This is a genomic window from Ruegeria sp. E8, from assembly GCF_056533985.1.
In genome coordinates this window covers 91145-115742 of sequence record NZ_JBQFOY010000008.1, presented here as the reverse complement: position 1 = coordinate 115742, position 24598 = coordinate 91145, and the positions used below count along the sequence as shown (strand labels likewise).

The window sequence follows — 24598 nt, the reverse complement described above, 5'->3', positions numbered from 1 at the left end:
CCCGACGCCTCGGGCCAATCCGCATCAGGTATCCTGACGGTTTACACTCAGGATCAACACTTTGGAGATGTCGTCGCCAAAATCTTTGCGCGCCACTTCCAGCAAGGATTTCCTCAGCACATCCAGATTCTTGGACTCCGTAAAAGTCCCGTCAAAACCACCGGTGTTCGCATGGTCAAAAAGAACCTGCAGAAAACCATCCCTCAGCTTGGGTTCGTTCGCGTAGAATGTTTCCGTAATCGCCGAGTTTGCTTCAAGGCTCAGCGACAGTGTTACCATGGCTTCGATCTGGTCGCTTTTGACAACAGGAATGACAAACTGTTTGGTCATTTTCAAATAACCAAACCCGTCCGTTGCGTCTTTTTTCTTTGATTTTTCAGGCTTTTTGTCGGCAGGTTTTTCGTTTTCTGCCATTTCTTTCTCAGGTGAAGCACCTTCAGGCTTATCTACAGGTGCCAATACCAGACCCGCCCCAATGCCCGCACCCAACCCCGCGATCAGGAAAATCATCGGTATCAATTTCGCAACCACGATCTCACCTCAGAATGGTAAAAGGGAATCAAGGACTTGCTGCCCGTACCGAGGCTGCTGAACATCAGTGATCTGACCTCTGCCGCCATAAGACACGCGCGCCGACGCGATTTTGTCATAGGTGATTTCATTTTTACGCGAGATATCCTGCGGGCGGACATACCCCGCCACCAGAAGCTCTCGCAGCTCGAAATTGACACGCAGTTCCTGTGACCCCGATATCGAAAGAACTCCGTTCGGCAATACGTCCAGCACCGTTGCGGCAACGCGCAGCGTCAGTTTTTCGTTTCGCCTGACCGATCCCCGTCCGGAACTTGAGGAATCCGCTTCGATCGATACGGCCTCATTCAGCGATGCGCCGTCTGGCAAGTTCTTTTGCACGCGCTGAGGCAAGCCGAAGAGGCCAGGAACCTCAAGCTTCTCCGACCCGGATCTGGATCGCCTTGTATTGTTTGAAATCTCGGCTTTTTCATCCAGTTCGATGACGACGGTCAGGATATCACCTTTCTTGATCGCGCGCTGATCCCCCAGCAATGAATGCTGCCCACCGCTCCACAAAGAGGATCGGTCAACGTTTCGTTGGGGTTGTGTGTGCAATGGCAGGCCCGGCCAAAGCATCGCGACCTGTTCCGGAGAATCCTCATTTGATGTGAAGCTTGGCGGTTTGCCAAGGTGATCCAATTTGCCACATGCGGACAGGGCAAATGCCGTGAGGAGAAGGGTTTTTGGAAGTCTGTACATCACTTTACCTCGATTTGACCGTCTGGGCGAATGCGTCCCGTTACCGTTGTTCGGGACGAAAGATTCATGACCCGAATGCGATCACCGGCGGCGCCGCGCCCCAAAGCTCGGCCCTCTGTCGTGATCGACAAAGGTTGGCTGCTGAACACCAGCACAACCAGATCGTTACGATCCACGATGGCAGGTGGCCCAAAGTCAGAACTGCGAATTGGGCGACCGGGATAAAGCGCCACCCGAGCCTCCTGACCGATCAGAAGATCCGGGTCGGTAACCGCACCGGCAATTTCCGTTGGTTTCAACTCAAGATCGGTCACGGCAATGATTTCCTTGGCCCGGATCGTGCGTGTCGAGACAACAATGTCAGCCTGCGTGGCAACCGGAGCCAGCACCGCCAGAGAGAGAACAAGACTTCGCATCACCGCACCTGCGTTGTCGCGCTCATCATCTGGTCCACGGCCGAGATGACTTTGGCATTCATCTCATACCCGCGTTGCGCTTCGATCAGTTCGGTGACCTCGCGCACGGCGTCGACCGAGCTGTCTTCCAGATATCCCTGCCGCAAAGTTCCCAGACCGTCCTCACCCGGCGTGCCCAGAACCGGAGCACCAGAGGCTTCGGTTTCCTTGAACAGATTGCCCCCGATGGCTTCGAGCCCTTTGGCGTTCGAAAAACTGGCAAGGGAAAATTCCCCAAGCAGCTGACCTTCGGGAGTATCGTCAAAATACGCATAGACCTCACCTGACGCATTGATTGAGATCGACCGCGCGTCGTCGGGAACGGTGATTTCGGGCGACACTGCAAACCCGTCAGAGGTGACAATCAACCCTTCTGCGGATCGCTTCAGACTGCCGTCACGCGTGTAAGCAGACTGACCGCTGGGAAGCGTCACCTCGAGATACCCGCGACCTTCGATGGCCACGTCCAAATCGCTTCCGGTTGCCGACAGCGCACCTTGTTCCAACTGCACTGTCACCGCGGCAGGTCGCACGCCCAAGCCCAGTTGAACACCTGTCGGCAGAACCGTTCCGTCCGATGCGTTCACGGCCCCGGCCCGCGCCATCTGCTGATAATGCAGGTCGGCGAATTCGGCTCGCCGGGCGTTGTATCCGGTGGTGTTCATATTCGCCAGGTTGTTCGAGATCGTTTCGACCCGCATCTGTTGCGCAGTCATTCCGGTGGCGGCAATCTTAAGGGCTCGCATGTCTAACTCTCCTCATCCAAATCAGCGCATCAGCGCCTTGAGCGCTCCGCGTACACGTTCATCTTCGCTCTCAAGAAAACTTTGCCCCAGCTCATAGGCGCGCTGGATTTCCACCAAGCGGGTTACCTGCTGAATGGCGTTGACGTTCGAACCCTCGAGAAAGCGATGCAAAACAACAGGTTCATCGACCGGGTCTATCGCGCCATCGGTTCGGAAACGCGTGTTTCCTTCGCGTACAAGCGCCTGCGTGTCAGCGACATTGAAAACACCCAGTTGGCCCAGCAACTGGCCATCGACACTCAGCGTTCCATCACTGCCGACATCAATCGATGCAGCGTCGGGCGGGATAAAGACCGGGGCACCATTGGCATCCAGAACCCGCGCGCCATCCATCGTGACCAGATCGCCTTCGGCATTCGGAGAAAAGCTGCCCGCCCGCGTCAGACGGTTGCCATCTGGGGTTTCAACCATGAAGAACCCGTCGCCTTCGATGGCGAAATCAAACTGCCCACCGGTCTCCGTCAACACGCCTTGTTGCAATGAGGTATTGCGTGCCTCGGCCCTGCTCATCGACAGCGAAGGGTTATTCGGCAGGTCCTGAACGAACTCCGAGAACACCAGTCCCTGCTGGCGATAGCCGGTCGTGTTGGCATTGGCGATATTGTTCGCCACCAGACGCATTTCGTTCATCAGCCCGGACTGGCGGGACAGGGTGACATAGGCGGTATCCATCAGCGACCTCCTGCAATCAATGGAACCAGCGTTCCGGTGAAAAACGTGACAAGGGTTTGGGTCATGAACCCCATCGAAATCCAGAACACGACAACGATGGCGATCAGTTTGGGAACGAAGGTCAGCGTCATTTCCTGAATCGACGTCAACGCCTGAAACAGGCCGACAATCAGACCCGAAACCAGGGCGACGGCCAGGATCGGGACGGATGTGATCACCGCGACCCAAAGGGCCTGGCGCACGATGTCATAGAAAAGACCTTCGCTCAGCATCGCGTCAGACCGGCATCCGCAGGATTTCCTGATAAGCCTCAACCACTTTGTTGCGGACAATCACAGCCGTCTCGACGGCCAGCTCGGTCTGCGCCAGCGCCTGCACCAGCGCATGAGGATCGGCTTGCCCGACCATTGCGGTCTGTGACATCTGCTCGCTGTGTTTCAGCGTGGCGGCAAAGTCCTGAAAACTCGCTTTCAGCCCCTGCGCCATCCCGCTGTGATCGGGATCGGCCTGTGTCGCGGGGCGTGCGCCGGCATAACTCTGTGCGGCGGTCAGGGATCGGATATCCATTCTGGTTGTCCTTTATTTTCTGAGCAATTCCATCAGCGACGACGACATCTGCCGCGTCTGATCGAACATCTTGAGATTGGCTTCGTAACTCCGCTGCGCCTCGCGCGCGTCAGCGATTTCGATCATCAGATCGACATTCGAACCTTGGTAGTGACCGCTTTCATCGGCCATCGGGTGTCCAGGATCGTAAATCCGGCTCAGGTCACGCCGATCCAGCTTTACGCGACCGGCCTGCACCATGTTCTGACCATCTTTCTCAACGGTCTCAAACGGCACCGTCTTGCGCCGGTAACCAGGTGTGTCCGCGTTCGAAATATTCTCGGACACGTGACGCAAGCGAGCCGCCTGTGCACGCAAGGCACTGGCGGATGCGGTCAGAGAATGGGAAAAATCGCTCATCTTCGCGCCCCCTTACCCACGACCCAGGCTGGTGCGCAGAACGTTCATTGAAGATTTGTAGATCGCCAGCGCGCGGTCATGCTGTCGTTTGACCTCGACCGATCTCAACATCTCTTGTTCAAGCGACACGCCGTTACCGTTGGGATCACCCGACGGAACCACCTCATGCTCAGCCCAGAGCTGCGCACCGGCACCGCCGTGCAGATGACCCTGCCGCGTTGCCGCCATGGACACGTCACGGCCGGAGGTTTCGAAAGCTTTTTGGAAGGCCTCAATATCGCGGGGCTGGTAGCCGGGCGAATCCGCATTGGCCATGTTGCGCGCAATAACTGCCTGCCGTTGCCCGGCATGGGTTGCCATTGCGTACGCTGTCTTAAAGACGTTCAGGTCATAGAACATCGGGGCTTCTCCCTCGATCAATTTCAATCAAGGCTTAACCCCGATTCCTTTAGAAACCGTTTCAGAACTCAGTTGGAGAACCCACGATGTCCGATCTCGACCCGATGCTTCTGAAACATGAATTCGACAGGATGACCGCGGTCCGCCATGTGGGCCTGGTCAGTGGTGTCGCGCAGGGCCTGGTCGAAATCAGCGGCTTGAACGCGCACGCTCGAATCGGAGATCTGCTGACGTTAAAGCGGCGCGCAGGGTCCGATCTTGCAGGTGAAGTGCTGCATGTCGGTGCCGACCATATTCACATGATACCGGGCGCAGCCCCCGATGGGGTCAGCCTGGGGGACAGGGTGTATCTTGACCCCTCACCTGTTTTCGCGCCGGGAATGCACTGGCTGGGGCGGGTCATCGATCCGTTTGGCAAACCGCTTGACGGGAAACCCTTGCTGAACGGGTCGCAGGATCGCGATATCATGCAGGCCCCTCCGCCAGCTGTAGAGCGCAAACCGTTAGGGGAACGGATGGCGACAGGTTTATCCGTCCTCAACACGATGCTGCCGATTGTGCAGGGTCAGCGCGTCGGGCTTTTTGCAGGGTCAGGTGTTGGGAAATCAACGCTGCTTTCGACGCTGGCGCGCGCGATGCAGGCCGATGTGGTTGTTGTGGCCTTGGTCGGCGAGCGCGGGCGCGAGGTCAACGAGTTCGTCGCCCACGCCATTGGTCCGGAAGCGATGAAACGCACATTGGTTGTGGCCGCTACATCGGATCAATCGGCCTTGGCGCGCAGGCGCTGCGCGTGGTCGGCTATGTCAGCAGCAGAATTCCTGCGCGATCAGGGGCTGAATGTTTTGTTTCTGGCTGATTCGGTCACCCGCTTTGCCGAAGCCCATCGTGAGATTGCCGTTGCCATGGGGGAATCTCCGTCTTTGCGAGGGTATCCTCCATCTGTCACACCCCTGATTGCCAATCTGTGTGAACGCGCAGGCCCGGGCACACACGATCAAGGGGATATCACCGCCGTGTTCAGCGTTCTGGTTGCGGGTTCGGATATGGACGAACCCATTGCCGACATCCTGCGCGGTGTTTTGGACGGGCATATCGTCCTTAGCCGCGACATCGCCGAACGCGGGCGTTTCCCGGCCATCGACCTCAGCAAATCCGTAACCCGCAGCCTGCCAGAGGCCGCGTCCGAGGCTGAGAACCTGATGATCAAGGAAACCCGCAAGCTTGTCGGCAGCTACGAGCAGTCCGAAGTGATGATCAAGGCCGGGCTTTACGCGGAAGGGTCAGACCCGCTGCTGGATCAGGCCGTGCGCATTCATGATGAATTGGACGCGTTTTTCGGCAAACCTGATTCTGAGGGGATCGAAAACAGCTTTAACCGCCTGTCCCTGATCCTGCGCCGCGCCTCGGCCGGGTTGCCTCGTTAGGGGAATTCCGAACAGTTTTAAGTGTTAAGGCCACCTTAAGACCTGCCCGTCTACGCCTGTAGTCGGGTGATAGAAAAGGTGGTGGAGATGGGTGCGCAATCCAATGCGGCGCCAATCATCATCAAGAAGAAGCGTGTATCAGGTGGCGATGGCCATCACGGTGGCGCGTGGAAAGTTGCGTATGCTGACTTTGTTACGGCCATGATGGCCTTCTTCATGTTGATGTGGCTGCTGAACGCAACAACTGAACAGCAACGAAAGGGGCTGGCGGATTACTTCGCGCCGACAATCCCGCTAAGCCCGGAATCCGGGGGCGGTGACGGGGCCTTTGGCGGCGACAGCATGTTGTCTGAAAAGACATTGTTGCGCGATGGCGTCGGCGCCACCAATACGCACGCCACCGAAGCAAATCAGGCGCGGGGCATCACCGGCATGGATGCCGATGGCGGCGGCAAAGGTGAAAAGGAAGATTTCACCACGCTCGAAGCGCAATTTTTGGGCCGAACCGGCGAAAGCGCGGTGTCGGATAAGCTGCTCAAGCACATTGTCACGCGGGTTACCGATGAAGGGCTTGTCGTGGAACTGTTCGACACCGACGACCAGCCCTTGTTTGAATCCGGGTCCGAGACGCCTACCCGAATCATGCGGGCGCTTGCCCTGATCATTGCCCGCTCTTCGGATCTGGTTACGAATTCGATTGCCGTTGAAGGCCATGTCAGCGCGTCTCCGGTCGTGCAGGTTCGCAATACGGCCTGGAACCTGTCCACGGCACGGGCACAAACGCTGCGTCAGTTGCTGCAAGACAAAGGCGTCGTGGCCAAACGTATGGATCGCGTCACGGGCCATGCTGATCGGAAACTGTTCACCGACAATCCGATGGCCGCACGAAACAACAGAATCGAGGTGATTTTTTTGCGCCAGCCTTAAAGGATAGGACGCATTTTATCTGTTAGCGCGCTGTTAAGGGCCTGCGCGCTACCTGTTGCATCAAGGATTGACGCAACAGAAAGGCGCACCGATGACCATTTCCTCTTCGCTGAATGCCGGTGTGGCGGCGTTGAAGTCCAACGCCAACAGGCTGGCCACGATTTCCGACAACATCGCGAACTCCTCGACCTATGGCTACAAACGGGTCGAGACGGATTTTCATTCGATGGTCACATCCGGACAGGGCGGCAGCTATTCAGCCGGCGGTGTGCGTACGACAAGCCAGCGCATGATCGATCAGCGCGGGTCGCTGGTGACAACCAGCAACTCAACCGATCTGGCCGTGCGCGGGCGTGGCATGTTGCCTGTGCGCCCCAGTTCGCAGATTGGCACCAACTCGAACGAGATGCTGCTGACCACAACGGGATCCTTCCGGACCAACGACCAAGGGTATCTTGTCACTGAATCCGGTCTGGTTCTTCTGGGGTGGCGCGCCGCAGCCGATGGGTCCATTCCATCCGTCCCCCGCGACACACCCGCCGCGCTTGAACCCATTCAGCTGAGCGTGAACCAGCTGTCGGGTTCCCCGACCACGGAAATGAAACTGCGTATGAACCTTCCCGCCACAGCAACTGATGCCGGGGCACCGGGCACCACGCAACCTTTGTCGGTCGAGTATTTTAACAACCTAGGCAAATCCGAAAGCGTCGATATCCAAATGGTCCCGACAGTTCCTGCAACCGGCAGCAGCAATGAGTGGACAATGACTCTGCGCGACTCGGCTTCGGGCGGCGCGGTGATTGGACAATACACACTAACCTTCACCGACAATCGAACTGCGGGCGGCACTCTGGCCAGCGTCACACCAGTTTCCGGTGGTGCCTACGACCCGGCAACCGGCAGCGTCATGGTTAACGTTGCGGGCGGCCCGATGGAGGTCAATATCGGACAGATCGGGAACGCCGATGGCATAACTCAATTGTCCGACACATTTGCGCCCGTGTCGATTACGCGCGACGGTTCTGCCGTCGGCACCATGACCAGCGTTCAGGTGGACGAGAAAGGGTATGTGTACGCCTTCTACGACACGGGCGTCAGTCGCAAGATGTACCAGATCCCGCTGGCGGATGTTCCCAACCCCAACGGTCTGACAGCACTGGACAGCCAGACCTACGCGCCATCGCGTGATAGCGGTACTTTCTTTCTCTGGAACGCAGGCGAAGGCCCAACCGGCGATCTCGTCTCGTTCGCGCGCGAAGAATCCACCACGGATGTGGCGACCGAGCTGACGTCGCTGATTCAGACACAGCGCGCCTATTCCTCCAGCGCCACCGTGATCCAGACGGTAGACGAGATGCTGCAGGAAACGACGAATCTGAAACGCTGATTCAGGCTCTGACCAAAGGAAAGGAGCGGCCTCATGAACATGTCGACGGCACTCAATAACGCATTGGGCGGGCTGACTGCGGCCAGTCGCGGGGCCGCCGTGGTGTCCGGTAATATCGCGAATGCCCTGACTCCCGGCTACGCGCGCCGGAGCCTTGAACTGACCACGAGTACGATATCCGGCAATGGTGTGCGCACAGTCGGTGTGGTCCGGCATCAGGATCCGGTTTTGACGGCCAACAGACGCTCGTCTGACGCTGATCTCGCCTTTCGATCGGCCGTGTCGGACTTTCATTCGCGCTTCAAACAGCTGGTGGGGTCCCCGGCCGACGGCCCTTCGCTGTCTACCCGCCTGTCGTCGTTGGAAAACAGCTTCATTAAGGCGGCCAGCCTGCCAGATTCAAGGGAAAGGCTGGATCAGATTTCGCGATCGGCCCGCGATCTGGTCAATGAGCTGAACACAGCATCAGAAGGTGTGCGGCAGGCTCGATCAGACGCAGATCGAAAGATCGGCACACAGATCGAAAGCCTGAATCAGACTTTGAAAGATATTGAAGACCTGAACGCGAAAATTCCTGCCATACAGAATTCTGGCGGCGACATCGGCGCTTTACTCGATCAGCGAAATGTCCTGATCGATCAGGTCAACAACCTGATCCCGGTCAATGTCGTGCCCCGCGCCAATGATCAGGTTTCGTTATATTCCGACGGTGGATTGATCCTGCTGGAAGGCAGGGCATCCGAGTTTACTTTTTCCACGACGGGTGAAACAAAGCCGCATATGACTGTGGCAAATGGCCTGTTGTCGGGGTTGCAGATGAACGGCAACCCGGTGCGGACCAGCGGGGTTGACGCTCAGATCCGCGGCGGGGCGCTGATGGCCCAGTTTAACATTCGCGACGAATTGGCGGTGGACGCGCAGGTCCAGCTCGACACCGTTGCGGGTGACCTGATTGAGCGGTTTGAAACCCCCGGGCTGGATCCGACTGCGCAGCCAACCGATCCCGGCCTGTTCACCGACGGTGGCAATCGGTTTGATCCGGCATCCGTTGTCGGGCTGGCTTCACGGATATCGATCAATTCGATTGTCGATCCGGACAACGGCGGAAGCAGCTGGAAACTGCGCGCAGGCCTGGGTGCCGCAACTGCGGGCGATCCCGGACAAGCCTCTCAACTGCGCGCTTTCGGGGGTATCCTGAACAACGCACGCCCAGTACCCGGCGGGCTTTTCGGCACGGGAAACATGCGCGCGGCCGAGTTGACTGAGGCTTTGTTGTCGAAAGCAGGCGCGCACGCGCATGCCGCAGATCAACGCAAGACCTTTGCAAACAGCGCCCAACAGCAAATGGCAAAGATCGAGGCTGAACAGGGCGTGGATACGGATCAGGAACTGCAACGCCTTATGCAGATCGAACGGACATATGCGGCAAACGCCCGGGTTATTTCGGTCGTTGATGAGCTAATGGAAACTCTTCTGAGGTTGTGACCATGAATTTAACGTCTATCGGTGATCTGGCACGGGGCATGACACTGCGCACCCGTGCCACGGATATCAAAACCCAGATCGAAACTCTGTCTCACGAGATGTCTACCGGGCAGGTACAGGACATTTCGGGCCGACTTGGCGGAGACTATTCGCAAATCCTGGACCTCGACCGTAGCCTCGCCAGACTCGATGCTTTTCGCGTCGCAACATCTGAGGCGGCCCTGTTCACGGATGCCATGCAGTTGAGTCTCAAAACCTTCGGAGATTCGGTTGGAGATATGACCGCGTCACTGCTGGCTTACGGAACTGCAAATCAGCCCGTAAATCATCAGCAAGCTTCGAGTCAGGCGAAGAATGAACTGGATACGATGATCTCGGCACTGAACACACGCGCCGGCGGGCGCAGCCTGTTTTCCGGTACAGCCACCGACGTGTCACCACTGCCCTCTGCGGACGATCTTTTAACCGCGCTGAAATCTCAACTGACAGGGCAGGTAACCGTCTCTGGTATCCGTCAGGCGGCAGATACCTGGTTCAACAGCCCAACCGGGTTCGATGCGACGTTTTATCAAGGAGCAAGCAGCTCGCTCGCTCCGATGCAGATATCTGAAAATGAAAACGTCACTCTGCCAATCACGGCAACGGACCCGGCATTCAAGGCAGCCCTCAAGGATGTTGCCGTGGCCGCACTGGCCACGGACAGCACATTGACACTTTCACCGGATCAACGCACTGCCCTATTCACGCAGTTGGGTGCCGATCTGGCCAACGCCCAGAACGCCACTGTGAAACTCCGGGCAGAGGTTGGCACTGCCGAGGCCCGCATCGAAGAGGCGGCAACGCGCAATTCAGCAGCTAAAACCAGCCTGGAGTTCAGCCGGAATAAGTTGATCGCAGCTGATCCCTATGAAACTGCGGCGAAACTGAAGACGGTGCAGTTTCAGCTGGAGAGCCTCTATTCGGTAACCGTTCGCAATGCGAACCTGTCACTGGTGAACTTTCTGAGATGAGGGCGCTGATACTTCTCCTTGTCTTCCTGCCCAGCATGGCCTGGGCCGGTGCGATCCGTCTCAAGGACCTCGTGGATTTCGACGGTGTTCGTGGCAACGACTTGGTCGGTTACGGCCTTGTCGTCGGTTTGAACGGAACAGGCGACGGGTTACGCAATGCGCCTTTCACCGAAGAGATTATGTCAAACATCCTTGAACGTTTGGGCGTCAACGTCACGGGTGAGGATTTCCGACCCAAAAACGTGGCGGCGGTTTTGGTGACCGCAAGCCTGCCACCGTTTGCAAGGGTGGGTGGGCAGATCGATGTCACGGTTTCCGCCATCGGCGATTCAAGCAGCCTGCTGGGTGGAACCCTGATCATGACCCCGCTCAACGCCGCCGATGGGCAAATCTATGCGGTTGCACAGGGCACGATCCTTGCAGGCGGTGTTTCCGCCGAGGGAGAGGCAGCATCGGTTGTCCGCGGTGTGCCGACCTCGGGCGTCATCCCGTCGGGCGCGCGAGTTGAGCGTGAGATAGATTTTGACCTGTCAACTCTGACGCAAATGCGCCTAGCTCTGAGAGAGCCCGATTTCACCACAGCCGCGCGTATCGAATCCGCGATCAACACCGAGTTCAACAGAGCGGTGGCGATCATGCGGGATTCAGGCACGGTTGAACTCAACGTCGCGGCGACCCAGGCGGTATCAACGGCCCACGCCATAGGGCGTATCGAAAACATTCTGGTCGAGCCCGAAGCCAAGGCGCGGGTGGTTGTCGATCAGCGGTCTGGCACCATTGTCATGGGGCAGGAAGTCCGCATTTCACGCGTGGCAGTCTCTCAGGGCAATCTGACGTTGACGGTTCAGGAGGCTCCGATTGCGGTACAGCCCAATCCGTTTGCCAGAGGTGAAACCGTGGTCGTGCCACGCACCATTGCCGGGATCGAAGAGGAAGAAGGAACCGGCCTCGCGGAAATCCCCGAGGCCACGACTCTGTCCGAGGTTGTCGCAGGACTGAATGCATTGGGCGTCTCACCTCAGGACATGATCGACATTCTGAAAACCATCAAAGCGGCCGGAGCCCTGCATGCGGAATTCATCGTCAGGTGAAGGGCATCACCATTCAAAAGGGCGCGCCGAATGCGCACCCTTGTCGCAACAGCCTATTTCGACTTCCAACTGTCCAACCAGCGCCGAAACCTGTTGTGACGTTCTTCAATGGCATCACCAGCCGCGTAAAGCCCGTCTTCCACGTTTTCGAGCATCGGGTCGATCCGGGCTTGCCGGAACCTGCGCCAACGGACCCAGAGCGCCCAAACAATAGCCGCAAACAGCGTCAGGAAGATGATATTGAACCAGGGAATGATCCGAACATCCGGCCCTTCCACATGTTTTATGAAGATTGCGTTCGGAAAGATCGACATGAATTCGTTGCGCCAGCCATAATGCGTGACCACCACCCAATCCGGGTTTTCCTTGGTCGATTTCGCATCATTGGCCTCGGTATACAGGTTCGCCGTATCGAACTTGAAATAGGGCGGCCAGCCCCAGCCGGTATCTTCGTTTCGGTACACGATGGGTTTGCCGTTGGCCCGCACCGCCTGAATGAATTGCACATCCCGATTGGACAGGCTGGTGGATTGATCTTCGGGCTCGGACCAGAAAATCCGGGTCCAGTCGTTCAGATCCTGCCGTTCTTCATAAGTGTTGACGATGCGCACAATGTCATGCTGCGGCAGGGAATACTGCAGGATCACGGCAATCGTGCCCCAGAAAATGATAATGAACGCCCATTTCACATAGGCCATGCCTAAACCCTCACATGTAATTCACAATGTAGATCAGCGCGCCAATCGCCACCCACGGCACAATATAGACACCCAGGATCAGTTTACGCCGGAACGAATTGTCATACACATGCAATCCGCGTTCGACAAAGGCTTCTTTGTTGCCCGTCTTGCCCTTTTCGTCCCACCAATCCTCCAGTTTGCGCCGCCGCACGCCACGCGAGTAGAAAGACAACCCGACATAGGCAATCGTCTGGATCACCAGCAAGATCAGCAACAGGCGCAATAATCCGAACATATCACCCTTTCCTCACTGAACCCCACGGACCGACCCGAGCGATTACGTCATCGCTGACCCGGTCATCACCGCTCATATCCGGCTCGTGCCCGAACAGCGCAGCGCGGGCACCTTGCTTGTCCACCTGATACTCGCGCTCGAGGAAGTCGGCAACATAGGCCTTCTTGCTCTCGGGCCAACCCGAATAGGTGCTGTAGAACAGCTCTTTATGGCAGATGAACATCTGGCGCGGGTCCAGAGGGGCCATTTCGGACAGCAACATGTTAACCAGATCGCGGTTCGGCGTGTTGGCCGCGCGAAGCGTGTAGAAATAGGCCGGATGGTCCGAGGTGATGCGCGGCCACGGCCCTCCGTCGGTTGCCCAACGCAGCAGTTGCGCGAGGCCGTGATACGCCTCGGGCAGACGATCCGCGTGATTGCGGGCCAAACGGCGCATGTCGCTGCGATCCAACCCGGTCAGATCGACATCGGCATCTGCGGCGGCGGCCACGGTCAGGAAATCCATCTTCTGCTGCAGGATCGCGGCGGCATCCACTCCGCGTGCTTTGACAATGGGTTCGACCAAATCATTGTAGTCCAGAAACTTGGCAATCTGGTTCCGCTGCGTCGGGTCAAAGATGTACTTGATCGGCAGGTCGTCGGGTTTTTCGCCCATGCAGATCGCCGCCGGGTGATCCATGTCCGGGAACAGATACAGCCCGCCGAAATGCGCCGTCCAGAAATTGCGCTGCTCAAACGCGGTATGTCGCAGGCGGACGGGATTGCGAGTGACATCGCCGGTTTCCTTGGCGGTCTCGATCATCTTCGCGATCAGCACGTCGTCGAACCAGGCGTCCTCTTCGGTCTTGAAGCGTTCAACCATTCCCGCCAGTTGCTGCGCCTTGCGTAGGGTGCCGCCTGCAGTGTCAGCTTCAATCTCGATCTTCCGCAAGTTGAACAGATCGCGGGGCGTAGTAAGTTTGATGACCGAGTTCACCAGCTCTCCGGCCACCGCATCGGTAGCAGTCAGGGCAAACAACTGCGCCTCGTTCATCTCGATGAACTCGCGCAGGATATCGCGAGAGGTCGAGAATTTGACGTTCAGCAAAGGCGCGCGTTTCTGCTCGGTCGTCAGCAGAATGAACTGCCGGTTGACCCCGTTGGGGTTGAGGTAGAGCTCATCCTCCAGCTCAATCCCCACCTCCGGCGAATAGCCCGAGATATCCACATGGAAATCCGTCAGCGCCGTGGTCTTGCCCGCCAGATGCTGCAGCGCGCGGTTATACCGCTCGACCAGAGCCGGGCTGGAGATGTGAACGAGATTGCCGAACATCAGGCCTTTTTTGATGAGGCGGATCATTGGCGCTCTTTCTGTCGGGCAATCGTTTCCTCGACATTCCAGAGAAATTCTTCCTGTTGAGCCATTCGGACCAAATTATGTTCCAAAAACATGTCACTATTGCCGGATCGTCGGCGGCTGATCGAAAGCGTTGCCAGACAAAACAAGAGACTCAAGCCCAATATTACCCAAACTCCAACACTTCCGGACGTTATAGAAACAAGAACAATGAATATGGAAACTGCCCACATGCTTAGAAAATAGTCTAAGCTATCTACACCTCGCGCCAAAACGAGTGATACCGATACTAGAGCGAGGGGAACGATAGTGAAAAACAAAGCCACGGAAATCAATACTGCGCGAAGTCTAAGTCGGTTCAGTTTTCTTGAACCTGTTTTTCCTATACGCCAACCAACAAGGCAGGACACCGCCATGCTGGATACGACGAAGATAAGAACTTCCAGACCGCCGCTCACCCCTTCCCCTCCAAATACCGCCGCTTGGCCTCTTCCATCCGGCCCATCTCACGCACCGCGTTTTCGATGGCAACCTCGTCGCTCTTGTCGGCATAGCGGAATTCGCTGTCGGCGTAGCGGTTGATTTCCTGGATCACCATCTCAACCGTGATCGGCTGGCGCAGGTCCTCGATCATGGCCTTCTTGGTGTCGTAGTCGCGGAACAGAAACAGGTCGGGGTTTTCCATCCATTCGTCGGGCAGTTCGAAATCCATCGCACGGACCTTGACCGCGTCGGTGATGTTCTTGATGGCGCGGCCGGTAAAGCGCTCATCCGCCTGCTGGATCGCCTTGAGGTAGGTGCCCAACTTGGCAATCGTGTCCATCTGGCCGATCTCGCCGGAAACCCGGTCATAGACCTGCAGCAAGGCATCCTCATGCGGGCGGGCGTGGCTTTCGAAACTGGCGGCGACGGCCTTTTTGATCTCCTGCGCGGCATAGGCGTCGTGCTCGCCCAGCGGGATGTCGTGGTTGCGGCCCATCAGCAGGTGCAGGATGTCGATGTAATCCTCGCGCGTTTGCGGCCCGTCCACCAGAAACCGCGCGCCCGCCCGCTGGCGCAGGGCATCGTCCACATTTTCGGGGTAGTTGGAGAACATGCCAAAGGTGCAGTTGCCGCGCACGACGGTGTTGGCGCCCGCAAAGCTCTCCATCAGAACGGCAGTGATCTCCAGTTGCCCGGCCGACGATTGCCGGTCGCCGCGTTTACCCGCAAGCTGGTCGATATCGTCGATGGTGCCAAACCCGATGACCGAGGGGTCGATGATCGTGTTGATAAAGGCCTTGGCGTTCTGACCGGACTTGCCCTGATAGCTGTCGATATTGTCGGTGCTCAGGTTCTGATAGCGGAACGGATAGCCCGCGTTCTGGCAATAGTCGTTGATCAACCCGGCCATCATCTGGATCAAGGTGGTCTTGCCGGTGCCCGGTTTGCCGTCTCCCATGAAGGTGAAAATAAACCCTCCAAGCTCGGCAAACAGATTCAAGCGGCGGTCGAAATCATAGGCCATCACCATCTTGGCCAGCTTCATCGCCTGATACTTGGCAATATGGTTGCCGACCACCTCGTTCGGTTTCTTGAACGTCATGGTCAAGGTGGTGGATTTGGCCTTGGAGGCCGGTTCGAAGCCCCTAATCGTCAGGTCATCCGCCTCGATATGCCACGCGGCGTTCTGGAATGGGGCCAGATAGCCTGCGGATTGGGCGCGCAGGGCGGATTTTTCCATCAGTTGCTCAGCATAAGCGCTGGTGGCCGCGATCAGATGTGCGTCGTCAGGGGCGTGTTTGGCGAGCGTTTGATCCAACTCCCACAACGCACCATGCAGGGCGAGTTGGCCGTTGTCGGTCAGAACCTCTTCGACCTCGCCGATATCAACGGTGGTTTCGCCCAGATGCGAGGACATCAGATAGGCCAGCGCATTGCCAAAAGTATGCGACGTAATCAGAGCCTCTGCTGTCAGCAACTCCGAGAATTCGGTTTTGCGCGCGGCTGGCAGATCCCTGGCCAGATTGGCGCGTTTCAGATCGGCCAGCGGGGTCTGGTCCGCATAGGCCTCGGCGACTGCCAGGGCGATGGCAATAGCGCGACGGATTGCCTGCTGCGTGGTGGCCTGCGGCGGCGAGACAAGCGCATCACCATCATCCGAGGCCTCGATCCGTTCCACTAGGTGCACCCCATCGGCCCGCACCGTACGCCGAGTCACCAGACCCGGAGTCGTCGACCGGAACCGCCGCCCGGTCGACACACCCGAAGACCGCTCCACCGCCACATCAACCGGTTTCGCAATCCGCGGCGCGTGTTCGAATCCGTTTAGCAAGGCGGTCGCCGCCGAATAATGCTTGCGAATATCGTCTTCCCGCAATTCCATCTGATCAGACGTCAAACTCATCTCAAAAACCGCCCATTCTTCTTCTGTTCAAAAATACCTCCGCCGGAGGCAAAAAATCTAATAGCGCAACACCTGCCCAGACTTACTGACGACAAACTTGCGAACATCGGCAAAGCCCGGCGGGTTGCGTTCCGCCAGCACCTGAAACGGCCGCTGAGGCAGGATGATCGACCGCTGCGTGCGCGTGGCCCCGGTCTCAGCCCCTTGTCCACCGAACGGGTCCAGCGCGAACACCTCACGCTCAACAGTCGAAAACCATCCGGCGCGTTCTACGACCACATCTTCGCTCTCCAGCTCTTCCGTGGTCCAGGCCAGCGCCCAGTCCTGACCCTCGGGCGCCTGCGCGTCCTCAAGCACCTTCCGAAGCGGGCCGGTCTGCTCGGTATAGGCCGAGGAATACATCGGCCCCACGTGGATGCGGCGCAGGTGTTTGGGATGCAGGTCGTCGAAATCCTGATCAAAGCCCTTGGCGATCGTCACCAGTTTCAGCCCGCCCAGCGATTGCGCCATCAGATGCGCCTGTACTTCGGGCCAGCGGCGTTGGTCTTTCGGCAAAGCGGTCTTGCCGCTGTCCTCAAGCTGCATCAGATAGATGACCGGCAGATTGATCTGGCTGTCATAAACCGCCCAATGGATCATGAACTTGCGCCGCTCGCCCTCATTCCCGATCCAGTGACATTCCGGATCGTTACGCGCCCAGAACAACTGACCTTTCAGCAATTCCTCATAATAGAGCCTTTGGGACAGCGCGAATTGCAGCTTGGTGGGGATCTCCTGATCACCGATGATCGTCCGAACCATATCGGTTTTCAGGTCGTCTTCCGAAGGCATATTCGCCAGATGCACCTGCGCCTGCTGCGCGTCATTGGCCATGGTCAGCAACTCGGCCGCCACCGGAAAGCCGCTGTCACGCTTGTCCATCGCGAGGCTGCCAAAGAACCGCCCCGTGTCGCGCCCGACCAGTAGGTACTTCATGGAAAGCGCGCGAAAGGTGTAGAGCAGCCCCGAGAGGTAGCGCGACACGATCCGCACCTCTTGTTTGCTGATCGCACCCTCGGCCTCCATCGTCGCGGCCACGCGCAGGAGGTGGACGGTGATTACCTCAAATTTGCGGAAATAGCGGCGCGAGGCGAAGGTGTCGGTCAGGCCGACATGGTCTTGGGTGGGGTTAGTCATTATCCACGCGCTCTTTTCTTTGTCGGCGACCGAACAACTTCTCATCAAGCTGTTCAAGCTTGATGAGACCGTTGGTGAACAGAACGCAGAGGCAGAATGTCACCAAAAGAACACCCGCTATCAGCACAAGTTTAATCACCAAATGATCTGGCATCCAATTAGCTGTCAGAAGAAGCAAAATTAGGAACCCGCCAAAGACAACAAAGAGAATCCCTATCCTGAACCTGTCGCGTATTCCTTTTGGCTTGCCTTTGGAACGGAACGTCACTGAAGCGCCTCACCCCCCATACAAATTCTTATCATGCTTCTCGACAATCGAGGCGAACCGGCGGGCAAAGCGTTCGTCTGCCTTGGCCTTTTTCTCCAGCACGTCGCGGGCAAAGACCATGTGGTCCTCATGCGCCTCAAGCATGTCAGCCATTTTCTGGTTGGTCGCGGTGCCGATGGCGGCCATTGCCGTCTGCGCCTCTTGGTCGGTCTGCACGCCGATCTCGTTGATGCGATGGGCCACGTCCTGCTGCTGCGCGGTTTTCAGCGATTTGGTCAGGGCGTCATACAGTACCACGCGTTGTTGCGTGTCTGTCTGCAGCTTGTTGATCAGCACCATTTGCGTCGCCGCCTGGTTCTGTAACGAGTCGACCCAGGTCTTGCCCTTTTCAATATAGCGCTCGAGCGTTTGCGACTTGGCCAGTTTGACCTGTTCTTCCTGAACCTTGGCGTTGTATTGCTTGTTCAGTTCGGCCAGTTCGGTTTCCAGTTGCGTGCGCGCGGCGGCGTCCTGTTCGACGCTGATTTTGTTTTCAAGCGTGATGATTGTTGGGTCCATGCCCTGAATCTCGGCCCGCAGCGCCTCGAGTTCCGCAACAGTCGCCTCGCGGTCGTCCAGCGTGACCGTCAGGTTGTCTTCGACCTTCACGCGCTGTTCTTCCAGTACCGACAGCTGCCCTTGCAGCAGTTTCACGATCACATCCGACTTGGCGATCAGGTCCTGCAATTTGTCGTCGATATTGGCGGTGCGCATACGCTCCTGCCGCATCGACTCGGATTTGCCCTTCGAGAAAATACCAACGAACGTTTCCCACCCGGATTTCGAGCGCATCTCGTCGAAATCCTTGGAAAACGCGCTGGTGACATCGTCCAGACCCATGATCAGCTCGGCGATATTGGCATTCATCACCTCGGTATGGGCGTGCACATCCTCAAGCGTGGCGTTTTCGATGTCGATATCCGCTTCGGCTGTGCCAATCTTGGCCCGCGCGGCTTCAATCCGCGAGGTCAGCCCTTCGATCTGCGACTGGCTTTCACGAACTTTTGCCTGAGTCTCTTCAATCAGGGCCTCAAATTGTTGGTTCGACATCTTTGCTATCCCTTTTTTCTTTATGCACCCAATAAGATAGGGAATGTTACGTTCATTTACATCCCCTATAGGCTGTGAATCCGGCAAAGAGTGGCAAACTCACCCAGAAAAAGAAAGCAGGTATCGTCGATCAATCGGGTTCGAAATCAGATGACTTCATTAACTTAACATATTAAGTTTCTATTGATCAAACCTGGATTGATTCCACATCCAGAGTGGCCATAGACATTTGCGTTCCCACTTGATTGGGTGCGCCCTATACACATCCCGCCGGAGGCTTATCATGCTGGACGCAACAACCGATCTGAAATCGATCTTGAAAAACCCTGATCTACTGGCGACCAAAGCCTATATTGGCGGTCAGTGGGTAGACGGAGACAATGGCACTTTCGCCGTGACGAACCCTGCACGTGGCGATGTGGTCGCCGAGGTCGCAGACCTGAGCCGCGCGCAGGTGGCCGGTGCGATCGCGCAGGCAGAAGCGGCGCAGAAGGAATGGGCCAAGTTGACCGGCAAGGAACGCGCCGCGATCCTGCGCCACTGGTACGACCTGATGATGGAAAACGCCGAGGATCTGGGCAAGATCCTGACCGCCGAACAGGGCAAGCCGCTGGCCGAAGCCGTTGGCGAGATCGGCTATGGCGCGTCCTTCATCGAGTTCTTCGGCGAAGAGGCCAAACGCGTGTACGGCGAAACCATCCCCGGCCACCAGCGCGACAAGCGGATCATGGTGCTGAAACAGCCCATCGGCGTGGCGGCCTCGATCACGCCGTGGAACTTCCCCAACGCGATGATCACCCGCAAGGCCGCCCCCGCGCTGGCCGCCGGGTGCGCCTTTGTGGCCCGGCCAGCGACGGAAACGCCGCTGTCGGCCCTGGTGCTGGGCGTTCTCGCCGAACAGGCCGGCATCCCGGCGGGTGTGTTCAACGTCGTGCCGTCCTCCAGCGCCAGCGAGATCGGCAAGGAATTCTGCGAAAACCCCGGCGTGCGCAAGCTGACCTTCACCGGCTCGACCGAAGTGGGCCGCATCCTGCTGCGTCAGGCCGCCGATCAGGTCATGAAATGCTCGATGGAGTTGGGCGGTAATGCGCCGTTCATCGTGTTCGACGACGCCGATCTGGACGCCGCTGTCGAAGGCGCGATGCTGTGCAAGTTCCGCAACAATGGCCAGACCTGCGTCTGCGCCAACCGCATCTATGTGCAGGCCGGTGTCTATGACGCATTCGCCGCCAAGCTGAAAACGGCGGTGGAAGCGCTGAAAATCGGTGACGGCTTGTCCGAGGGCACCACCACAGGGCCGCTGATCAGCACCGAAGCGGTTGAAAAAGTGCAGGACCACATTGCCGACGCGACCGCGCAGGGCGCCTCGGTTCTTACCGGCGGCTTGCCGCATGATCTGGGCGGAACCTTCTTTGAACCAACAATCGTCACCGGCGTGACGCAGAACATGAAAGTGGCGCAGGAAGAAACCTTTGGCCCGCTGGCCCCGCTGTTCAAATTCGAAGACGAAGATGACGTGATCGCGATGGCCAATGACACGATCTTTGGTCTCGCGTCCTATTTCTACGCCAAGGACCTGAGCCGCGTCTACAAAGTGGCCGAGGCGCTGGAATACGGCATCGTTGGCGTGAACACCGGCATCATCTCGACCGAGCTTGGTCCGTTTGGCGGCGTCAAGCAATCCGGTCTGGGCCGCGAAGGCAGCCATCACGGCATGGAAGACTATCTTGAGATGAAATACGTCTGCATGTCGGTCTGATCCGATAAGGCCCTGGCGCAAGTGCGCCGGGGCCACCCAGTTTGTCACAAAACTGCAAACAAACCGTCACATCCCTGCAATGACCCGCGTTCATCCCCCTTGCAGCCAAGCAAGAGAGGATACCAACCGATGTCATTGCGCTGTGTTTGCCTGACATCTGCCCTTGCCCTGACCGCCGGGCAGGCCGTGGCAGAGATGAATTTCAACCGAATTGCGTCCTTCCCCGTCGTCAAGAGTATGGCCGATGGGGCCGATACCAGCCGCGAAACCTCGCCCGAGATCATCGCGGCGACCGCGGATGGCATGACGCTTGTTTACACCGACAGCCCACTGGGCGTGATCGGCATGGTCGATATCACCGACCCTTTGAACCCGGCCCCTCTGGGCGCGATGGACGTCGGTGGCGAGCCGACATCCGTAGGCATCGTCGGAGCGACGGCCTTTGTCGGCGTGAACACCTCGGAAAGCTACACCGCCCCATCGGGCAAGCTGATTTCGGTCGATATCGCGGGTAAGGCGGAAACCGGCACCTGTGATCTGGGTGGCCAACCCGACAGCGTCGCCATCGCCCCCGACGGCAGCTTTGTCGCCGTGGCGATCGAGAACGAGCGCGACGAAGACCTGAACGACGGCATCATCCCGCAACTGCCCGCCGGATCGCTGGCGCTGGTTCCGTTGAAAGATGGTACACTGGATTGCGCAGGCATGAAGATGGCTTCGCTGACCGGCCTAGCCGAAGTTGCGCCGACTGACCCCGAGCCGGAATTCGTGGACATCAACACTCTGGGTGAGACAGTCGTTACCTTGCAGGAAAACAACCACATCGCGGTCGTCGACAAAGTCGGCAACGTGGTCAGCCATTTCTCGGCCGGTAGTGTCGATCTGGAAGGCATAGACGCCACCGACGAACGCGGCGCGCTGATCTTCACCGAAAGCCAACCGGGCCGACTGCGTGAACCGGACGCGGTGAAATGGATCGATGACAACCATTTCGCGACCGCCAATGAAGGCGACTATGAGGGCGGCTCGCGCGGTTGGACGATCTTCCACAAGGACGGCACCGTCGTGTACGAGAACGGCACCGAGTTCGAAAAGGCCATCATCCAGATCGGCCACTACCCCGACAAACGCTCGGACAGCAAAGGGGTCGAGCCGGAAAGCGTGACCGCAGCGACCTTTGGCGGTACGCCGATGATCTTTGTGGGGGCCGAGCGCGCCTCGGTCGTGGGTGTCTATGACGCTACTGATCCGGCGAACCCGGTGTTAAAGCAACTGCTGCCCTCGGGCGTTGGCCCCGAAGGTTACGTCGCCATCCCCGAGCGCAACCTGCTGGTATCCGCTAACGAAAAAGACCTGATCGAAGATGGCGGCCCGCGCGCGCATGTCAGCATCTTCGAATATCAGGACGCCCCGGCTGCTTACCCGCACCTCACCTCGGAAGGCGCGGATGAGTTGATCGGATGGGGCGCTCTGTCCGGTCTGGTCGCAGATGAGGACGGCATGATCTACGCGGTCAATGATAGCTTCTACGGTTTCCAGCCCTCGATCTTCAAGATCGACCCCAGCCAGCAGCCCGCCCGCATCGTGGACGTGATCCGTATCCACCGTCAGGACGGGAACCCGGCGCAAAAGCTGGATCTGGAAGGTATCACGCTGGACGGCAAGGGTGGTTTCTACGTCGCCTCAGAAGGCCGCACCGACCGCGTCATCCCGCACGCGATCTACCACGTCTCAGCGGATGGGCTGATCAAGGACCGCAAGGGCGAGATCGGCCTGCCGCCTGAACTGATGGCCGTCGAAAAGCGCTTTGGTTTCGAAGGCATCACCAAGGTTGGCGACACCCTGTGGATGGCCGTTCAGCGCGAATGGAAAGACGACCCCAAGAACCATGTGAAACTGGTCGCCTACAATCTGGACACCAAGGAATGGGGTGCCGTGCACTACCTCAAGGCGGACCCGGAAAAAGGCTGGGTTGGCCTGTCGGAAATCGTGGCCTATGGTGACCATGTCTATGTCATCGAGCGTGACAACCAGCATGACCACCGCGCAGTGACCAAAAAGATCTACCGCATCCCTTTGTCCGAGATGACCCCGGCCCCGTTGGGTGGGGAACTGCCCGTGGTCAGCAAGCAAGAGGTCCGCGACCTGCTGCCCGACCTAACCTCGACCGGCGGCTACGTTCTGGACAAGATTGAAGGTCTGGCCATTCTACCTTCGGGCGAAGCGTTCGTGATGACCGACAATGACGGTGTCGACGATGCCTCGGGCGAGACGATGTTCTGGTCCATCGGGTCGGTGACGGCCGGGAATTGACCAACTTGCAAAACCTTGAGGGACCCCGCACGAAGTTGTGCGGGGTCGCTTTGGTTTTGACGTCGGCTTTAGAACCCAATCTGGACATTGACGAGCGGCTATGCCCACTGTGAGCCATGTCGCTGACGGAAGACCTGAAGCAAATTCTAGAAATTGCCCTGCCAACCGATCCCAGCTTTCGGCGGGTCGAAAAGCCCGCGATAGACAGCTGCATTAGTGACAGCCGGCGATACGCCTTGGAGGGCTCTGTTGAAGCCTTTCTGTTGTCCGCGATGCGCCTATTGGCACTTCCCGAAAATGGGCACACACGGCTGATCCCGAATAATGCGATCTCGGTGCTACCGCTGAGGTTCGTGAGCGTGGGGCGTTCAGTGCACCTCATTGCGGCGGCACCGGGGGTAACTGCACCCCGAGGAGAGTTGATAGCAGTCAACGGTGCAGCTTTGAGCCGAATTGAAGCCGCTGCGGAGAAATTTCTGGCGGGCACGCGTCAAAGAAAACGGGTCATTGGGCCGATTCTTCTGGCATGGCCGTACGCTTTGTCACGTTTGGGGTTTTCGTCAAACGGCGGTACGACAGAATATCGTGTGCAGGACGAAAATGGGCAGATAACCAATCTGAAAGTGGCAAATGAACATACAGTTCCTGCATCGACGCTCTACCCGAGAAACGAGCACGGCAGAGCCGACCCGAACTGGGAACCCGAAACCTTTGCAGAGATAAAAGACTGGCAAGAGCTTGGGCTTTCAATTCAGTTGCCAAGTTTCTTTGATCCGAGCGAAAGTGCTCTGTCCAAAGCCATCTCAGATGCAGCGGACCGCGTGGGCGCCTGCCCAAACAAAACGCTCTTAATTGACGTTCGCGGAAACACCGGCGGCGACTTTCTTCTGACGATGCCTTTGATCGACGCGATCTCGCAAAACGCAAACAAGCAGGTAGTTGTGCTTGTCGACAAATTCACGTTTTCCGCAGCGATCGTGTTTGTAGCCATCCTTAAACATCGTTTGGGAAATAGGCTCAAACTCATCGGGGAAGAAATGGGCGACGGGTTGATGTTCTTTGCCGAGGGTGGAGTGCTCGATTTACCTACGAGCGGAGCGGTCGTTCGATACTCATCAGCCTTTCACGACTGGAAAAATGGAACGTCTGACGAAACCACACCGCCCGAGATCACTCGGCAAATCGTACCCGCAGGAGCACTGAATTTGGATTTGGAATGGGTCGTAAGACCTGCAGATGAGGATGCACAAGGCGCGTTCTATCAGCGAGTTCTCAACAGCATGAGCGATTAGACCAACGGCCGGTAAGTCCACTTAGCGAACATCCTGATGCTGCAAAAACATCGCCCCGCGTCTGGAGGAACGCGGGGCGGGTGTTGCGGCAGTCAGGGAGGAGGCGACCG

The 24598-nt window shown here is 57.8% G+C and carries 26 protein-coding genes; 9 read left to right on the top strand and 17 right to left on the bottom strand.

Annotated elements, in window-relative coordinates; genetic code table 11:
• Nucleotides 1-24 precede the first annotated feature (24 nt).
• Genes ACR0LF_RS12685 through ACR0LF_RS12645 form a run of 9 tightly spaced genes read right to left on the bottom strand, consistent with a single transcriptional unit; the run spans nucleotide 25 to nucleotide 4570 of the window.
• Nucleotides 25-531 (bottom strand): flagellar basal body-associated protein FliL, encoded by a 507-nt coding sequence (locus ACR0LF_RS12685; RefSeq protein WP_480856370.1) that lies wholly within the window; start codon nucleotides 529-531, stop codon nucleotides 25-27.
• Between the two features lie 9 nt (nucleotides 532-540).
• Nucleotides 541-1272 (bottom strand): flagellar basal body L-ring protein FlgH, encoded by a 732-nt coding sequence (gene flgH, locus ACR0LF_RS12680; RefSeq protein WP_480577840.1) that lies wholly within the window; start codon nucleotides 1270-1272, stop codon nucleotides 541-543.
• Nucleotides 1272-1688 carry a flagellar basal body P-ring formation chaperone FlgA gene (flgA, locus tag ACR0LF_RS12675; protein ID WP_480577837.1) on the bottom strand — a complete coding sequence of 139 codons (417 nt, stop codon included), beginning with the start codon at nucleotides 1686-1688 and terminating at the stop codon, nucleotides 1272-1274. Before flgA ends, flgH begins: the two co-directional genes overlap by 1 nt.
• Complete coding sequence (flgG, locus tag ACR0LF_RS12670) at nucleotides 1688-2473, bottom strand: flagellar basal-body rod protein FlgG (RefSeq protein WP_480577835.1); 786 nt, start codon at nucleotides 2471-2473, stop codon at nucleotides 1688-1690. Before flgG ends, flgA begins: the two co-directional genes overlap by 1 nt.
• Nucleotides 2474-2494: 21 nt before the next feature.
• Complete coding sequence (locus ACR0LF_RS12665; protein WP_480577833.1) at nucleotides 2495-3205, bottom strand: flagellar hook-basal body complex protein; 711 nt, start codon at nucleotides 3203-3205, stop codon at nucleotides 2495-2497.
• Nucleotides 3205-3477 (bottom strand): flagellar biosynthetic protein FliQ, encoded by a 273-nt coding sequence (locus ACR0LF_RS12660; RefSeq protein WP_171621143.1) that lies wholly within the window; start codon nucleotides 3475-3477, stop codon nucleotides 3205-3207. Before ACR0LF_RS12660 ends, ACR0LF_RS12665 begins: the two co-directional genes overlap by 1 nt.
• A gap of 4 nt (nucleotides 3478-3481) precedes the next feature.
• Nucleotides 3482-3772, bottom strand: a complete 291-nt coding sequence (gene fliE, locus ACR0LF_RS12655) for a flagellar hook-basal body complex protein FliE (protein ID WP_480577830.1) — start codon at nucleotides 3770-3772, stop codon at nucleotides 3482-3484.
• Nucleotides 3773-3784: 12 nt separating this feature from the next.
• Nucleotides 3785-4171, bottom strand: coding sequence for a flagellar basal body rod protein FlgC (gene flgC, locus ACR0LF_RS12650; protein WP_480577828.1), 387 nt, complete (start codon nucleotides 4169-4171; stop codon nucleotides 3785-3787).
• A gap of 12 nt (nucleotides 4172-4183) precedes the next feature.
• Nucleotides 4184-4570, bottom strand: coding sequence for a FlgB family protein (locus ACR0LF_RS12645; RefSeq protein WP_480577825.1), 387 nt, complete (start codon nucleotides 4568-4570; stop codon nucleotides 4184-4186).
• A gap of 86 nt (nucleotides 4571-4656) precedes the next feature.
• On the opposite strand from ACR0LF_RS12645, the gene ACR0LF_RS12640 reads away from it, so the two are divergent.
• The 6 genes from ACR0LF_RS12640 (at nucleotide 4657) to ACR0LF_RS12615 (ending at nucleotide 11894) form a co-directional block, all read left to right on the top strand.
• On the top strand, nucleotides 4657-5994 hold the full coding sequence (locus tag ACR0LF_RS12640; RefSeq protein WP_480577822.1) for a FliI/YscN family ATPase: 1338 nt from the start codon (nucleotides 4657-4659) through the stop codon (nucleotides 5992-5994).
• An 87-nt stretch (nucleotides 5995-6081) separates the two neighbouring features.
• Complete coding sequence (locus ACR0LF_RS12635; RefSeq protein ID WP_480577819.1) at nucleotides 6082-6921, top strand: flagellar motor protein MotB; 840 nt, start codon at nucleotides 6082-6084, stop codon at nucleotides 6919-6921.
• 91 nt (nucleotides 6922-7012) lie between these two features.
• The gene (locus tag ACR0LF_RS12630; RefSeq protein ID WP_480577816.1) at nucleotides 7013-8308 is read left to right on the top strand and encodes a flagellar hook protein FlgE; all 1296 of its coding nucleotides are present in this window, start codon (nucleotides 7013-7015) and stop codon (nucleotides 8306-8308) included.
• Between the two features lie 33 nt (nucleotides 8309-8341).
• Entirely contained in the window at nucleotides 8342-9793 is a 1452-nt protein-coding gene (flgK, locus tag ACR0LF_RS12625; RefSeq protein WP_480577813.1) for a flagellar hook-associated protein FlgK, read from the top strand.
• 2 nt (nucleotides 9794-9795) lie between these two features.
• The gene (locus tag ACR0LF_RS12620) at nucleotides 9796-10803 is read left to right on the top strand and encodes a flagellin (RefSeq protein WP_480577810.1); all 1008 of its coding nucleotides are present in this window, start codon (nucleotides 9796-9798) and stop codon (nucleotides 10801-10803) included.
• Nucleotides 10800-11894 carry a flagellar basal body P-ring protein FlgI gene (locus ACR0LF_RS12615; RefSeq protein ID WP_480577807.1) on the top strand — a complete coding sequence of 365 codons (1095 nt, stop codon included), beginning with the start codon at nucleotides 10800-10802 and terminating at the stop codon, nucleotides 11892-11894. Before ACR0LF_RS12620 ends, ACR0LF_RS12615 begins: the two co-directional genes overlap by 4 nt.
• Before the next feature lie 53 nt (nucleotides 11895-11947).
• Here the strand turns inward: ACR0LF_RS12615 and ACR0LF_RS12610 are convergent, their stop codons facing one another.
• From ACR0LF_RS12610 to ACR0LF_RS12575, 8 genes are read right to left on the bottom strand one after another with little or no spacing between them, the layout of a single operon-like run.
• Nucleotides 11948-12592 carry a DUF1523 family protein gene (locus tag ACR0LF_RS12610; protein WP_480577804.1) on the bottom strand — a complete coding sequence of 215 codons (645 nt, stop codon included), beginning with the start codon at nucleotides 12590-12592 and terminating at the stop codon, nucleotides 11948-11950.
• A gap of 10 nt (nucleotides 12593-12602) precedes the next feature.
• Nucleotides 12603-12869, bottom strand: a complete 267-nt coding sequence (locus tag ACR0LF_RS12605) for a hypothetical protein (RefSeq protein WP_480577801.1) — start codon at nucleotides 12867-12869, stop codon at nucleotides 12603-12605.
• Nucleotide 12870: 1 nt separating this feature from the next.
• Complete coding sequence (locus tag ACR0LF_RS12600; RefSeq protein WP_480577798.1) at nucleotides 12871-14208, bottom strand: DUF6638 family protein; 1338 nt, start codon at nucleotides 14206-14208, stop codon at nucleotides 12871-12873.
• Nucleotides 14205-14663: a hypothetical protein gene (locus ACR0LF_RS12595; RefSeq protein ID WP_480577795.1), complete on the bottom strand. Its 459-nt coding sequence runs from the start codon at nucleotides 14661-14663 to the stop codon at nucleotides 14205-14207. Before ACR0LF_RS12595 ends, ACR0LF_RS12600 begins: the two co-directional genes overlap by 4 nt.
• Complete coding sequence (locus ACR0LF_RS12590) at nucleotides 14660-16591, bottom strand: AAA family ATPase (RefSeq protein ID WP_480577792.1); 1932 nt, start codon at nucleotides 16589-16591, stop codon at nucleotides 14660-14662. Before ACR0LF_RS12590 ends, ACR0LF_RS12595 begins: the two co-directional genes overlap by 4 nt.
• Before the next feature lie 57 nt (nucleotides 16592-16648).
• Nucleotides 16649-17767: a hypothetical protein gene (locus ACR0LF_RS12585; RefSeq protein WP_480577789.1), complete on the bottom strand. Its 1119-nt coding sequence runs from the start codon at nucleotides 17765-17767 to the stop codon at nucleotides 16649-16651.
• The gene (locus ACR0LF_RS12580; protein ID WP_480577787.1) at nucleotides 17760-18035 is read right to left on the bottom strand and encodes a hypothetical protein; all 276 of its coding nucleotides are present in this window, start codon (nucleotides 18033-18035) and stop codon (nucleotides 17760-17762) included. Before ACR0LF_RS12580 ends, ACR0LF_RS12585 begins: the two co-directional genes overlap by 8 nt.
• 9 nt (nucleotides 18036-18044) lie before the next feature.
• Complete coding sequence (locus tag ACR0LF_RS12575) at nucleotides 18045-19124, bottom strand: hypothetical protein (RefSeq protein WP_480577784.1); 1080 nt, start codon at nucleotides 19122-19124, stop codon at nucleotides 18045-18047.
• A 283-nt stretch (nucleotides 19125-19407) separates the two neighbouring features.
• Here ACR0LF_RS12575 and ACR0LF_RS12570 point away from each other — a divergent pair, with 283 nt between their 5' ends.
• The 3 genes from ACR0LF_RS12570 to ACR0LF_RS12560 all read left to right on the top strand — a co-directional run bounded on the left by ACR0LF_RS12570 (nucleotide 19408) and on the right by ACR0LF_RS12560 (nucleotide 24488).
• Complete coding sequence (locus tag ACR0LF_RS12570) at nucleotides 19408-20883, top strand: NAD-dependent succinate-semialdehyde dehydrogenase (protein ID WP_480577781.1); 1476 nt, start codon at nucleotides 19408-19410, stop codon at nucleotides 20881-20883.
• Nucleotides 20884-21012: 129 nt separating this feature from the next.
• Nucleotides 21013-23196 (top strand): esterase-like activity of phytase family protein, encoded by a 2184-nt coding sequence (locus tag ACR0LF_RS12565; protein WP_480577778.1) that lies wholly within the window; start codon nucleotides 21013-21015, stop codon nucleotides 23194-23196.
• Between the two features lie 116 nt (nucleotides 23197-23312).
• Nucleotides 23313-24488: a S41 family peptidase gene (locus ACR0LF_RS12560; protein WP_480577775.1), complete on the top strand. Its 1176-nt coding sequence runs from the start codon at nucleotides 23313-23315 to the stop codon at nucleotides 24486-24488.
• The last annotated feature ends 110 nt before the right edge of the window (nucleotides 24489-24598 follow it).